We start from the raw sequence: 13,273 nt of genomic DNA on the forward strand, positions 1-13,273 counted from the left end.
GGCGGTAGAGGCCTTCGCACCGTCCATGGATATCTTTAGATGTGGACGAGACTTTGCCGCATGGCTCGGACTGGTGCCCAAGCAGCATTCATCGGGGGGCAAAGAGCGGCTCGGAAAGGTCTCCAAAGAAGGTCAGGTTGATATTCGTCGTCTACTTATCATTGGCGCAATGACGCGCATTGCATGGGTGGGTCGAAAGCCTGTCCAGGACGGCTCCTGGCTGGACCGCATGTTGAAACGCAAACCAAAGATGCTTGTTGCAATTGCACTGGCCAATAAAATGGCCCGCACCATCTGGGCCGTGCTGACAAAACAAGAAGATTATCGAGATCCGGCGAAGACTGTGGCCGCCTGAGAGCTAACGGGCGACACAATCTGAAACCGGTAACTGGGGGCGAGAAGACGATGACCTGAATGGGCAAAATGATCGAATAGATCTGGATTGGGAAAACCAGTTTTGGGCTCAGAACCGCGAGTTCGCCGAAGAGATTTGGACCCAATCCGCTGATCACCATACCGGCCCGCGGCTTCTGAAAATGCCGCAAACTGAGGCCTGACAGAAGACCGCACGCGATCACTCCTCCAATCAGTCAAAAACTTCTTGCATCCAGGGCGGCAACCACAGAAGCCCAGAATGCCGGTTTTCCGCGTTGCGGTGAACGACTGTTCTTGGTGACATTCTCAATGCTAAACAGACTTCGCTTGTTGATAGTCCCTGACCGCATGCCAGAGGACAGCGCACAAAACCAAGACGCCACCCACAAAGCTCGTCAGAGGCGGAACTTCTGCCAGAAATACCCAGGCCATGAAAATCGCCAGCGGCACTTCTGATGAGCCGAGCAAGCCGGATTCTGCTGCTGTGATGATCCTAGTTCCTTCAGTCCATAAAATGACGGCAATGGCAAAGGACAGCCCGAAGAGTGTTAGCAGCAAACCGTCATGCAGGCTCACTGCAAGCGGATCGGTGAAATACCAACCAATGACAAAAAGCAGAAATGCCGATGCTGCCCCTGCGAGAACAACAGGCGTCTTGCTGAATATCCTGATGAGAACCATGTAAAGCGCATTACCGAACATCATCAGCACAGCGACGAAATCGCCAAGTAAATTAACCGAACCGACACCTGCTCCGACCATGATAAGCACCCCTGTCAAAGAAATTGTCGCGGCAATCATTGTTGGGCGGCGCACTTTTTGCCGCAAAAGGATCCATTCCAACAAGGCAGCCGCGAAAGGCACTGTCGCGTAGATAACTGCGACATTTGCTACATAGGTCATCTTAAAGGCTGCGATGAAGGCCAGACTGGCAAGGCTTCCAACACTGGCAAGAAGCCAGCCGCGCCATCCAAGGCGAAGTTCAGTCGGCGCGGCGCTGGTCCGATTTTGCCAGAAAAAATAGCCCACAATCAGTATCGCGCCGAGCAACCCGCGCCAGACGGCAATCGTCCAAGTGTCGCTTTCGATAGCCTTGGTCAGCACGCCTGATAGGCTAAACGCTACGGTGGATGCGAGTACCAAGCTGATTCCAAGTATTTGGTTTGATTTGTCCGTCAATTGATCAGGCATGGTCGCTCGCGAGTGGCTCTTTCCAAACTTGATAACATTTCTCTACTGACGGCGTAATGTCAGCAGTCCTCATTGAAAAAGCTCGTACGATGATGGCGTGGTTTGGCTTCGTCGCAATGGGTCCAAATCGCCGTGACTACGAAAACGAGCGCCGAATGATTTCACCTTCGGGCATCAAATGCCGAAAGGTACGCCGCCCGTGACGGGAAGATTAATGCCAGTGACGTAGTTTGCTTGTGGGCCAGCCAAGTATGCAACTGCGTTGGCGACGTCGATTGGTAGACCTGCATCACGCATAGCAACACACTCATATCGCCGCCGCTTCATTTCTTCGATTGAAATATCGTTTTCTCCGGCCAGTCGCACGTTGGCGACAGTGTGCATATCTGTTGCGATGTACCCTGGACAAACCGTGTTGCAGAGAATGCCGTCTGAGCCGAACTCCGCTGCAAGGGTCTTCGTCAGCCCCACCAACCCGAGCTTCGTAGCGGTATAGGCACCAAACCCAGGTTCCGCACCAAGACTACCGGTTGAGCCGATATTGATAATTCGCCCACCGCCGACTTTGCGCATCTCGGGAATGACGGCTTGAGACAGCATCATCTGTAGTGGAAGAGCTATGGAGAATTCTTCACCGGAGCTTCATCGGTATAACATCCGTCCAGCTTTGACTCTGGCATGTTGTCAACATCGCCTGGATTTCATGTGAGACTCTGGGCGACAAATTTGAGCCTCTGCGCTCCACAATCTGACTTCATTGTCCGAAGCTGTCGTGGCTAACTGGTACCCTCGGAGCAGTCCACTTCCTGTTTTGGTTGAACATGACGTTTGGGAGTTTAGCTAGTGAGTCTCTCGAACCAAATAAATCGGACGTACGATGCAGCGCATCCCTCTCCAGAAGAAAACCTGATGGGTTCTCTGACAACGCCTGCCCATCTACAATGAAGCGAAACTCCAAAGCGTTTGCAGTTGCGCTCAGGTGCAAAATCGCAAGCATTAGCTTAGAATATTTCGGAATCCTGAATGCTGAAATATCCATATACATAACTGCAGATCTCTCTAGGTTCCAATGGAAAACAAATCTAAATCAGTAGAACTCATCGAGTACTCAACCCTTGATTTTGAATCACAGCAGCAATTTGATGCATTCTCGCAAGCAGCTGCCCCTATTTGCGACCTCAAGAAACCCCATTCTTTCAATAGCGGGTTTCGTGCTAAATTTTCAGCTTTCGACCTCGGCGGGATAGATATTATTGATTGGGAGGTTGATCCAACTAATAGCGAAAGAACGAATGATCAGATCAAAAAGACAGATCTCGACAATTGGGCAATCTGGTTTGTTCGGAGTGGGTGCTTTTACAATGAATATAATGATCGTTCGGTAAAAGCCAAGACAGGGGATTTAATGCTCGTGTCGCATGCACGACCTTGGAAGTCGCGTTGGGAGGGACAGAGCTTTGTGTCTGTGGGACTTGATCGTGATAAGTTTTCTTGGATGGCGCCATCTCTTGATGAAGCCAATCTTTCTGTGCTCAATGGCTCCCTGACGGGGTTGCTTAGAACGTTTATCTCAACCCTCGTAGATGAAGCACACAAGATTTCCGAAGATCAAAAACAAATTCTCTCAAGGTCCTTTTCTGATCTCCTCGCAGTGTCGCTTGATCCAACAGCGGATAATCTTCGTAACGCGACACCGGCCTTGAATGCGAGCAGGCTCACGATCGCCCGAGAATTTATCCGCAAGAACTTAGCGCGACCAGAACTCAACGTAGATTTTATTTGCAAATCACTGGGTACGTCCCGCCGCACGCTTTACAGTGTCTTTGAGGAGCACGGCGGTGTTGCCAAGTACATCAAAACTGTCCGGCTTCAGGCTTGTTACAAGGCTTTGTCAGACGCGGCAGATCTTAGGTTTGTAAGCACAATTGCATATCAATACGGTTTCACCAACATGTCGCTCTTCAGTCGGCAATTCAAAGACCAATACGGTTTCAGTCCTAAGGAAGCACATGACTGCAGGACGGCCGATCATGTCCGGCTAAACACCAGCTCCCCCACGCTACTTGACCATTTGTGCAGGTCTACAAGTTGTATAGCCCCCGCATCTGATGGCGCGAATTTAACTGCACCGAGTTTGCCAGAGGCTTCAACTCGAGAGTATGATGAAGCCACAATGAGCAAGACGACAGCTTGATGTAAACAAAGTCGGTACTCCTGACAGGGTTGGGACGGGGTAGCCCAAGCTGAAGGATTGAGCGGACCTGCCGGTAAAACCGACCACCCGGTGAAGACTGGCATGGGCTCATATCTTCAATCGGGGCGTGCTGCAGGGAATGACGGCTGGAACCCAGACATTCCCAATACTGCGATGTATGCCAATGGTCGGTTCACCCTTCGGTCAAAGGTTTGCATGGCTTTCTTTCGTTTTCTAGTTTGGGGTCAAAACCCGCAACAAGGAGCCAAATCGTGGAACAAGAGCCGTCACCTCAACCGGCCCTGCAACTGCTTGGCAATCATATGGCAACCAAATGTGTCTGTGTTGCCAGCAAGATCGGACTGTTCGAGGCTAACCCCCTCGGCCTTTGCAAAGCAGGCTGCGTAAAAGTATCTGGCAAGGTCTGACGGCATATGTCCTCGGGTCTCGTGCCCCGACAATCCAATCAGTGCACTATCGCCAATGAATTCTCTAAGGCTTACTGCACCACCAAGGCGGAGAAGTCGACGGAGAACGACAGGGCCCTTGGTACGGTTTGCAGCGATACGGGCAGCAGAACCTCCCCGAGCGCGCCGCTCGCGGCATAGTTCAGCTCCATCACAGCAAAGACCACGGTTCCGGCCGCCAGCCAGAGCGTTAAATAAAGCCCCAAGAGATAGAGGACAACGATGAACAGCACACTCTCAAAACGGCAAAATCAAGCCAAGTGCAGCGCGGCTGGAAAACGCAAGCGACAGGGCCAGAATGCGGAAAACAACAACGGTCTAACTTTGACGGTGCGGTATGGCGATGGTGTCGGACATTTATGTCTCCTTGTCGGACTGAGATGCCATGTCTAAAACGAAATGCCTAACGATAAACTGGCAACATGACTTTAGCTGGGCTAATTTGATTTATGGCACTGCGCACCCAAGACTTGTACACTTTCCATGTCGTCGCCCGCACAGGTGTGATGCGGGACGCGGCTCATGAGTTGGGCGTCACCCCCGGCGCGGATAAAAGCAGTCGAAGAGCGCCACGGATTGCGCCTATTCACCCGCAGAAAAAAACGGCATTGAGCTAACTGCAGTGGGCCTTGCGCTGCATTCGGATGTCGGCCGCGCATTCTCGATTATCGAGGCTGCCAATGAAAAGCACTTAATAAGGCAAAACCGCACCGTACGGATCAGCGCTTCCGCGACTTTTGCGCATTCGATGCTGGTGTCCAGCATTGGGCGCTTCGCGGATGCACACCCCAACATCAACGTCACGGTCGAGACAGAGGACCGACTGGTCGATCTAAGATCGGAACCCATTGATCTGGCGATCCGGCATGGGCTTGGCCAGTATCCGGGATTGGTTTCGGAGTGGCTGTGTTCGCCAGAGCTGGTCTTGGTTGCCAGTCCTGCTTTGCTGAAAAGACACGGGCACTTGAACACCTGCCGATAGTCTGCGCTACAAATTGCTGCCCGATTGCACCGGTAAAGATTGGTCGATCTGGTTTGAGTCGCACGGGGTCGATGCCAAAGACGCCGACTATGGCGCACAGTATGGCAAATTTTTTGACTGTCAAAGCTGCCATTGAAGGTCAAGGGTTGGCCCCGCTCAAAGATGTGTTCGTGAACGAGGGCATTGTTGCGGGACAACTGGTCCGGGCTTTGCATACGGCATGGCCCACGGCGTTCGCATACTACGCAGTGTCATTTAGTGAAGTGCGCGATAAGCCATCCGTTTCCACATTGATTAAATGGCTCAAAAAAGATCTGCGTTGATCGAAAGGTCCTACAGGCTGCCTCCCATTACATAGACGGTGCAAGATCGACAGGTTTGTCGCCTCCGTGGACAGATACAGCACGTTGGCTAAGATGATCGCCTTCGACCACATTCAGAACGATCCTGATTTTCACTTTTCCGGAATGCTATTTGCCTGCAGCAAGTCGACCGTCTTTCACATGTTTCTCGCAGTGGTTCTGGGTTTATTTTCTCATCCGACTTCTCGGCAGTTGCGGTGAGCCAGAAACATGTTCTTGGTAAACTAAGCCTTTTGACCGACTGGATTGCCGTCGGACGTGCATAAATACATCACCGTTCTGGTGGGTGACACAGCTTCATGATAGTTAAGATCTATTAATTCATAGTATTTAGGTATTTTTCAATACGGCGACCTGGTCGTAAAGCTTTAATAAGGGAGGTGTTGGCTAGATGCTTCTCTTAGCCCACCACCACTGATCCTACGGGTGATTACAGTTAATTGAGAATTGATATAATGAAGCAATTAGAGAAGATTCCGCCCCCGAATGCCCTACGTGCATTGATAAGGACGAGCTTATGAAACTGGATCTCAAATCCATGAGTCGAAAGGAGCTTGAAAGGCTCCGTACGCATATCGACAAAGCGTTGCAAAAACTGATCGGTAGCGAGAAGAAAGCAGTAAAAATGCACGGTTTTTCTTTGACAGAGATCGTGGACACGACACCAATGGCTGAGCCCAAAACGAAGTTTGCCCCCAAATATGCGGATCCGACAGACAAGACCAAGACTTGGACTGGCAGAGGCAAGCCGCCGGACTGGTTTAAGGCAGCACTAAAATCTGGGAAAACGCCGGACGACCTTGCAGTTTAATTTTTTGTCATCGGTCGGGCATCTGCTTTCACGGCGCGTGGGCCGCTCATATGTTTGTGGTCAGTTGAACACTTTCAGCTTCGTAGTAGGGCAAGCATTGTGCGCCCCGAGGCGACGACAGAGCGACTGCAACACCGCAGGGCGGGTTAACTTCGCCGTGTATGGAACTGATTGGGGCACTAGTATGTCGGACCTTCTCGAAGAGCTGAACATCTACCTGAGATCTGATGATGGCGCATCAGATTGTCTAATGCTGTCTGATCTTGATGGGTTTTTGACCGGATTGATGTGTAGTCCCAAACCCGTTGCAAACTGGTTCGATGTCGCCTTTGTTTCTGGCGCCTTAGTGCCATCGCACATTAAGCAACTGGTTGGACGCCGGCTCAAAGATATTGAAAAGTCACTCTCCGCCCAATCAGGGGTGTTGGAACCAGCGTTCTGGCAGGCGCCGAAGGGCCATGCCATCGCAATATTGGTGTGAAGGGTTCATGGAAGCCGTGCAACTGAATACCACACTTTGGGATGCATTCGGTCAGACGGCAATCGGAGCAAAGCTTATGATGCCGATCTTGGTCCATATGTTTGATGAGAATGGCAAGTCAGTGCTTGGGATGGCGCAGGGGGACATTGATGAGACTTTGGACATCGCAGCAGATGCGATCCTACAAGCCGTACCTCTCATCGATCAGGAAATGAGGCAGTTTGCATGATCTCGAGCAAGTGCTGAGTTAACGCAATCTTCGTATGAATGCGGTAGTGAGTTGTCCAATGAACGTTTGGATTTGCCTCTGGGCGGGGAGGGGCTTTCGTCGCAGTCTACCTGATGGGGTCGTCTAATCGCATAGTATTTTGCGAGCACTTTTTCCCATAGTCCAGCAATCGGTTACCTTTTCGGGCTACAACGTAGCTTTTGCAAAGCTGGTCTTGCCAGCATGATGCTGGTTCGATGTAATTCCAATGTGCCCATCTCATAGGCGTGCTTGATAAACGTCAGCGACAGTCCAGGCTACGTCCCTGCGGGACCTCGAAAGCCTGCGATCAAGCAGGCAACAGGTGGGGTAGCAACGGGTCAGATCGTGGTTGGCGCGGTTTCCGGCTGGAAAATGGTCCCATCGACCCAAATCCGATGGAGTATGATGGCGATGCGGCGAGCCAGAGCAGCCATCGCAATCTTTCGGCCACGGCGTTGTGCGAGTTGGGCGCCCCATGTTCTCAGTCATGTTGAGCTGCCAGGGTCCGTCATGACGGTTGCAGCCTGACACAATGCCCGCCTCAGGTTAACATCACCGGCTTTGGTAATCGCCTTCAGCGCTCCCTTCACCTGTTGCGTCTCCATCAGGACGGCATTCAGGCCAGCTTCGGTCAGACCGCGATGCAACCATTGCGACAACACTTCCGTCCAGATCACCCAGCCAGCGCGACAGAGCCTCAGGCTCGCTCAAGGCCTCTGACCTTGCCGTGCTCGCAGATCACGCAGATTGCAGTCTTGGCTAGTTATACGTCCAGTCCGATAAACAGTCTCATCCCGTTGTCCTCCATGTGGGTTCAATACGGGAATTGCTGACCGCTGGGTGGGGCAAGAAGGAGTGCACCAAAAGTGCTCACGAAACCAAAGATCCAGTCGTCGACCCGCAGGCTTTGCTCATTCGGCGGGCGACGCATCAGGATGAATGCAAGCACTACGAGTTGGTCCACAAGGTAGATCAGCGTGACATACGATCCCATCTCAAGGTAGCCATTGATCGTAAGCGGTGCAAACTACCCCTGTCATTGGGTCTTCCCGCCTTAGACAACAAGCCGTATATTGGCGGTACGCCAATACGGGGACGAAAATTGGGCGCAATCGGCCCACAGCCGACTTTGGACGTGTTGTTCAGTTTCTGCGGTAGCAGCCCGCTTTCCTGCCATTCGCTGCGGGCGCAAAATAGCGCGACAACCGAGCTCACCAAGTGGGCGGACTTTGCCGCCTTTCATTAATTAATGGCGGGCGTCGTCTTCCTACGTCGGTAGCGTTGTCGTCAGGGTGCCGAGATCAGCCTTGACCCCCCTGCATAGACTTGGGTCCACCTGATTACTGCGTAGGACTTGCGAAGCCCTGTCGGCCAGAACGGGTCTTCTTTGACTAGTCGATCCACCTCGGCCTCGTTGTTGGCCTCGACAATCCACATTCCGTCTCGACCCATGCTTGCAGGATCCGACAATGGGCCCGCTGCCTCGATCTTGTCGGAGTTTTGTTCCAGAAAATCGAGATGATGTGCCATGTGGCTTTTGCGAATATCCGGGTCCGCATCCGGGGCGTCTTCAAACAGGATGATGAACTTCATTTGCTGGCCTCCTTACTGCCTCTGATACGCAGCTTAGCCCATCATTTCTGAAGATTGAGTCGGCATCTGTGCTGACATAGACTGCAAAAATGCAGAGCCATGATTGGAACGATCTCAAATTCCTCCTCGCGCTTCACCGCGCCGGAAAACTTAAGCAGGCCGGGAATGCCGTCGGAGCCAGCGATACAACGGTCGCCCGCCGGATCAGGGTACTTGAACAGAGTTTGGGAACCGCCTTGTTCCTGCGCAGCGCCGATGGACGATACGAACCGACAGATGCGGCGTTGCAAATTCTGAAGCACGCCGAAGCAATCGAATCGGAAAACCGCGCCATAATGGAGATATCACGCGACAGTGCGGGCCACATTGTAGGCGCTGTGCGCATTAGTTCCGTGCCGATGATTGTGAACCGCATACTGGTGCCCAATCTTGCCTCTTTGGCTCGTCGGCATCCTGATCTGACGATCGAGTTGGTCCCTGCATCTGACAATCTCGACCTTTCCAAACGCGAGGCGGACCTAGCGCTGCGTTTTGCGCGGCCGAGTGGTGGCGGGTTACGGACCAAAGCGCAGAAACTCGGCGAGATGACATTCGCCGCTTATGCGGCGCGTTCGATCGATCCCATGGATTGCGGGACGCTGGGTTGGATCGCCTATGACGACCTGAACGCCGGGTTGCCGCAGGCTCGATGGATCGAGACCGTCACGAAGGCGTCCTCCGAACGGCGTGCGTCCTTGAAAGTGGCGGATGGTGAAACAGCAATAGAAGGCGTGGCCATTGGCCTGGGCAAGTCGCTTCTTCCACGCGCGATTGCGGACGAGGACCCGCGATTGCGGGTACTCTGTGTGGAAGGCGAACCGGTGCTGCCGGCAAGGGAGGTTTGGCTTCTCTCTCACATCGATCAAACTTCAAGATTATCGGTCATTGCAGCGAAGGAATGGCTGACCGGTCTCAATTGGCGATAGGGGCGTGCGCGAATGCGGTCATTCAATGACTTTGCATCACTCTGCTCGGTGGGGTGGCGGCTGGAGTTGCGGCTCTGGTAGGGGGTGCTGCCGCTCTCGCAGGCGGAGGGGATGCGGGTGGGGGTGGCGATGGCGGAAGCGCCAATGAGGCCCCGGTGTTCACCTCTGGAGCGACCGTCTCTGTGGCCGAGAACACGGCCACGGCTGTCTATACGGCCACGGCGACGGATGCTGATGGCGACCCGCTGGAGTTCAGCCTCTCGGGCACAGATGCGGCGTTGTTTGAGATTGATCCCGCGACCGGGATTGTGACGTTGAATGCGGTGCCGGACTTTGAGGTTCCCGGCGATGCTGGCGAGGGCGGCAGTGTTGCTGGCGACAATGTCTATGACATCGTGATCACCGCCAGTGATGGCACCAATCCCGGTGAAGATATCATTGCCTGCATTGCCGGTGAAGTTATCCGCCACGCCATCTGTACCAGCCTGGGTGACCGTAAGCGTGTTTTCCGTCCCCGCCGCACCACCATAGATGACATAGGCCTCTCCGGCATTGAAACCGCCATCATCGCCGGCAGGTACGCCGACAATCAGATCATCAAAGCCATCGCCATTCACATCTCCTGCAGACGAAACTGAACGGCCAGCCAGGTCACCCCTTTTATCACCCTGAATGATGAAGCCCTGATCGGCTGCCAGACCTGTCAGATCGATATTGGCCAGCCCTGTACCAGCATAGAGGACATAGGCCTCTCCGGCATTGAAACCGCCATCATCGCCAGCAGGTACGCCGACAATTAGATCATCAATGCCATCACCATTCACATCTCCTGCAGACGAGACGGACCAACCAGCCTGGTCCCAGATTTTGGAAAGATGCCCAACATGCCGCCGTGATGCCTCGTCACTACAAAATGTGAGCCGGTGGCATTGCCGAAATCCTACAGGGCAAAGCCGACATTTATGGACGATGCAGAGAACGCGAAAATTGAGCCCAAAGTGCTGGATGCTGCACGCGGGGTGAATGACTAGGGTGCGCAGAAGGCGGACTTTGCAAAGTTTAGCGGGCGGACCATTGCTGCCGTTGATCGAGGGGCATCGTCGCTGCGGTGCGGCCCGCCAATGCCGTCGTTTGCTGCCATAGCGAAGCGATCGCATAAGTGTTCTGGGCGCGGCAGATGAACAAGCAGGGATTTGTTGAGTTCCTTGCGGCCTCCGATGACCCTGATGGTGATGTTTAAAGACATGTTGTTTGGAGTAGGCGACTTATTTTCGATACTCTTGCAGACCTAGCTCGACCCACATCCAACCAAAATCATACTCTTCGATTGCGTCATTGCGGTGCTTTGCGCTGTTGTTTTCCAGCTTCTTTAGCCAATCAACCACCTTTGCACGGCCAGCTTTGCTGCGCGCTGCTTGGCGGGGTGATTTACCACCCAGTGCTGGTATCGGCGCATCAAGCGTTTCGCGGTAGTGCCGATCCATGTGTTCCTGAATGATCTGCCGCGCGATCTCAGGTGGTACTTCGTCGGCATCTTCAAAATCGCGTTCGTCTTGTTCCTCAGCCATCATCTGTTGGACTGTACGGATTGTAGTTAGAGGTTGCCTTAAACGGTCGTCAGCCGCTTTCATCACTAACTCACCCACCCTTTCGGCGCGCGCCGCTGAATTCACATTGATCAGCAGGGATTTTCCTTTGAGCTCCAGATGGCCTAGCACCGTCCGGCCATCAGTCTGGGAGTCCAACATCAAGCTATCGCCTCGCATCGGGCTTTGGTTGCCATGTGGCGCAAGCCAAACCCAACGCCGCGGTCCATCGGGGGCAAAGCCATTCAATACGTTCAAACAAGCAGCAATATCCTTCTGCAGAACGCCTTTCGCGAACGGGAACCTCAGATCATGGAACACGATGTCGTCGCCATCAGCGTTGCTAAACTCTGGCATATCTTCGGAAAGCGCCCGGTCTAAAGCGGTAAAAAGCCAAGCACTGGTGAAGATGGGCGCGCATTGCAACAGCTGGTCTGTTGTGAGTTCCACGTCCGCTTCGGTGTCTACCTTCAACACAGCGGACAGGCCATCAAACAAAAACGCGGAGGCCTCGGCGGAAAAAGCCAAGAGCGCGCCCGAGATCACATGCGCGTCACCTTCGGCGATCACGCGAACGACGATCCGATCCCACTGCTTCAAAGACTGTGTGGCTGAGCCTTCAAGCACCTTGATCGGCCCTGCGTCTCCGAGCAGATCCTTTAGCACCATGGACATTCCCGGTTTGACGTCGCTGACTTCATAAAGGCTGACAGGCGTATCTCGCAGGGCCGCAAAATACGTACGATTGGGAGCTGTTTCGTTCCACCCACGACGTTTGAGATAGAGATCGACGATATTGCCATCTTCATACTGACGGCTCAGGAAGTCCTCAAAGCCGCAGCCCCATAACACGCCAGGCCAAGGCTCACCTAACACCTCGTCGAGTTCGTCATGTTCGAGGTCGAACTCTTCGAGCGCGGGCATCAAGTGTTCTGCCACCACCTCCTGCAAACGTCCGAACCAAAGATCATCCTTACTAATGAAGGTCAGCAAATCTGAGATGTCATTTCGCAAGTCAGCTCTCCAACTCTTGGCCGTAATCACCGCAATCCATAGTGCTTCTGCTCACCGGTGTCAGCAGTTGGATGTCGCAGTATTGGAAGAACGCATCTGCGAAAACCGTGCCAGGAATTTGGGTGGGTTTGATTCCCATGGACCCATAATTTGACAAAGATATTGCTGTCAGCGTCAACGCCGTCAACGTGGCCTTCCAACGGTCGCCGTCGATGTGCTCAGCAACCTCAATAATCAGCTTGTTTCTTACGCTGGCAACCGATGGTCACATAGCAGTGCGCAGCATTACAGCTTGACGAAACCATTATTGCTGGCGTTCTCTGCCGCCATGGAGATCAATGAAGACAACGTTGACGACGCGGTACTGGCGCTGCTTTGGTTGACGCTTCACGACGGGCGTCGTGCCTGGAAGGGCCACGACTGGGATGTGCTCGGTCGGCTGCACCAGAAAGGACTAATTCTGGATCCGGTTGGCAAGGCAAAGTCGGTCGTGCTGACAAACGACGGTCTGCGCCGTTCAGAAGATTTGTTCAAAGCCCTTTTTACCAATGTACCCAAGACCTGACTGAATGGGTAAGCGTGACTGGCAGCAACGTTTGATGTGGACGGCCCACACAGGACATTCAAAATCAGGTGGCAAATGGTGGATGAGCGGGACCGAATGAGCTTTCGCTGCGACTGAGCGACTGTTTGGTGAGGCCGTGTTGACAAAATGAAGGTCTGACAAGCGTAGGCCTCACCATAGCCGATATCTATTCAATTATAGGATTCCAGTATTTTCCATTTTGGTGATCTGGTTCTTATGCTGGACGCGAGACGAATTGAATGGAACGTCGGCCAGGAAGAGAGAGCCAGGTTTCTGCTCATCATCGGCACGTACAGCATGCAAACGAGATCAAATCAATTGCTCACCAGCTTGAATTGGAGAACGTAATGACCGTTATGAACACCCCACCTGCCGCAGGTCATGATTTTGTTGGCATCAGTGAGTTCCTGGTCAAT

17 protein-coding genes and 2 pseudogenes are annotated in these 13,273 nt (G+C 53.1%); 10 read left to right on the plus strand and 9 right to left on the minus strand.

The window, feature by feature from the left end; all coding sequences use genetic code 11:
- Window positions 1-355: transposase (locus ACFWW2_RS15750; RefSeq protein ID WP_393929435.1), on the plus strand; the 355-nt coding region annotated here is incomplete at its 5' end.
- A 332-nt stretch (window positions 356-687) separates the two neighbouring features.
- Here the strand turns inward: ACFWW2_RS15750 and ACFWW2_RS15755 are convergent.
- A complete protein-coding gene (locus tag ACFWW2_RS15755; RefSeq protein WP_393929437.1) occupies window positions 688-1,566 on the minus strand; it encodes a DMT family transporter in 879 nt (292 codons plus the stop codon).
- 174 nt (window positions 1,567-1,740) lie between these two features.
- On the minus strand, window positions 1,741-2,169 hold the full coding sequence (locus tag ACFWW2_RS15760; RefSeq protein ID WP_393929439.1) for an SDR family NAD(P)-dependent oxidoreductase: 429 nt from the start codon (window positions 2,167-2,169) through the stop codon (window positions 1,741-1,743).
- Window positions 2,170-2,635: 466 nt separating this feature from the next.
- On the opposite strand from ACFWW2_RS15760, the gene ACFWW2_RS15765 reads away from it, so the two are divergent.
- Window positions 2,636-3,760, plus strand: coding sequence for a helix-turn-helix domain-containing protein (locus ACFWW2_RS15765; RefSeq protein ID WP_393929441.1), 1,125 nt, complete (start codon window positions 2,636-2,638; stop codon window positions 3,758-3,760).
- 499 nt (window positions 3,761-4,259) lie between these two features.
- Here the strand turns inward: ACFWW2_RS15765 and ACFWW2_RS15770 are convergent, their stop codons facing one another.
- Window positions 4,260-4,460, minus strand: coding sequence for a hypothetical protein (locus ACFWW2_RS15770; protein ID WP_393929443.1), 201 nt, complete (start codon window positions 4,458-4,460; stop codon window positions 4,260-4,262).
- 389 nt (window positions 4,461-4,849) lie between these two features.
- Here ACFWW2_RS15770 and ACFWW2_RS15775 point away from each other — a divergent pair, with 389 nt between their 5' ends.
- The 5 genes from ACFWW2_RS15775 (at window position 4,850) to ACFWW2_RS15795 (ending at window position 7,092) form a co-directional block, all read left to right on the plus strand.
- Window positions 4,850-5,209 (plus strand): LysR substrate-binding domain-containing protein, encoded by a 360-nt coding sequence (locus ACFWW2_RS15775; protein WP_393929445.1) that lies wholly within the window; start codon window positions 4,850-4,852, stop codon window positions 5,207-5,209.
- Window positions 5,210-5,310: 101 nt separating this feature from the next.
- Entirely contained in the window at window positions 5,311-5,532 is a 222-nt protein-coding gene (locus ACFWW2_RS15780) for a hypothetical protein (RefSeq protein WP_393929447.1), read from the plus strand.
- 556 nt (window positions 5,533-6,088) lie between these two features.
- Window positions 6,089-6,382: an H-NS family nucleoid-associated regulatory protein gene (locus ACFWW2_RS15785; RefSeq protein WP_393929449.1), complete on the plus strand. Its 294-nt coding sequence runs from the start codon at window positions 6,089-6,091 to the stop codon at window positions 6,380-6,382.
- 184 nt (window positions 6,383-6,566) lie between these two features.
- Window positions 6,567-6,863 carry a UPF0149 family protein gene (locus tag ACFWW2_RS15790; RefSeq protein WP_393929451.1) on the plus strand — a complete coding sequence of 99 codons (297 nt, stop codon included), beginning with the start codon at window positions 6,567-6,569 and terminating at the stop codon, window positions 6,861-6,863.
- Between the two features lie 7 nt (window positions 6,864-6,870).
- Complete coding sequence (locus ACFWW2_RS15795) at window positions 6,871-7,092, plus strand: hypothetical protein (protein ID WP_393929453.1); 222 nt, start codon at window positions 6,871-6,873, stop codon at window positions 7,090-7,092.
- Window positions 7,093-7,451: 359 nt separating this feature from the next.
- On the opposite strand, the pseudogene ACFWW2_RS15800 reads toward ACFWW2_RS15795, so the two are convergent.
- The 4 genes and pseudogenes from ACFWW2_RS15800 to ACFWW2_RS15815 all read right to left on the minus strand — a co-directional run.
- Window positions 7,452-7,574, minus strand: a pseudogene (locus tag ACFWW2_RS15800) (IS110 family transposase); the annotation flags it as partial.
- A 24-nt stretch (window positions 7,575-7,598) separates the two neighbouring features.
- Complete coding sequence (locus tag ACFWW2_RS15805) at window positions 7,599-7,790, minus strand: hypothetical protein (protein WP_393929455.1); 192 nt, start codon at window positions 7,788-7,790, stop codon at window positions 7,599-7,601.
- A gap of 137 nt (window positions 7,791-7,927) precedes the next feature.
- Entirely contained in the window at window positions 7,928-8,107 is a 180-nt protein-coding gene (locus ACFWW2_RS15810) for a hypothetical protein (protein ID WP_393929457.1), read from the minus strand.
- 293 nt (window positions 8,108-8,400) lie between these two features.
- Window positions 8,401-8,706, minus strand: coding sequence for a YciI family protein (locus tag ACFWW2_RS15815; RefSeq protein WP_393929460.1), 306 nt, complete (start codon window positions 8,704-8,706; stop codon window positions 8,401-8,403).
- Between the two features lie 89 nt (window positions 8,707-8,795).
- On the opposite strand from ACFWW2_RS15815, the gene ACFWW2_RS15820 reads away from it, so the two are divergent.
- Both ACFWW2_RS15820 and ACFWW2_RS15825 read left to right on the plus strand, forming a co-directional pair.
- Window positions 8,796-9,671 carry a LysR family transcriptional regulator gene (locus ACFWW2_RS15820; RefSeq protein ID WP_393929463.1) on the plus strand — a complete coding sequence of 292 codons (876 nt, stop codon included), beginning with the start codon at window positions 8,796-8,798 and terminating at the stop codon, window positions 9,669-9,671.
- A gap of 182 nt (window positions 9,672-9,853) precedes the next feature.
- Complete coding sequence (locus ACFWW2_RS15825; protein WP_393929469.1) at window positions 9,854-10,309, plus strand: cadherin repeat domain-containing protein; 456 nt, start codon at window positions 9,854-9,856, stop codon at window positions 10,307-10,309.
- Here the strand turns inward: ACFWW2_RS15825 and ACFWW2_RS15830 are convergent.
- A pseudogene (locus ACFWW2_RS15830) lies at window positions 10,253-10,828 on the minus strand (hypothetical protein); the annotation flags it as partial. The gene ACFWW2_RS15825 and the pseudogene ACFWW2_RS15830 overlap by 57 nt on opposite strands.
- Before the next feature lie 108 nt (window positions 10,829-10,936).
- On the minus strand, window positions 10,937-12,271 hold the full coding sequence (locus tag ACFWW2_RS15835; RefSeq protein ID WP_393929465.1) for a hypothetical protein: 1,335 nt from the start codon (window positions 12,269-12,271) through the stop codon (window positions 10,937-10,939).
- A gap of 328 nt (window positions 12,272-12,599) precedes the next feature.
- Between ACFWW2_RS15835 and ACFWW2_RS15840 the strand changes: the two genes are divergently transcribed.
- Window positions 12,600-12,836, plus strand: a complete 237-nt coding sequence (locus ACFWW2_RS15840) for a DUF6429 family protein (protein WP_393929467.1) — start codon at window positions 12,600-12,602, stop codon at window positions 12,834-12,836.
- The last annotated feature ends 437 nt before the right edge of the window (window positions 12,837-13,273 follow it).

The sequence above is a fragment of the Yoonia sp. R2-816 genome, from assembly GCF_046762905.1.
GTDB lineage: Bacteria > Pseudomonadota > Alphaproteobacteria > Rhodobacterales > Rhodobacteraceae > Yoonia.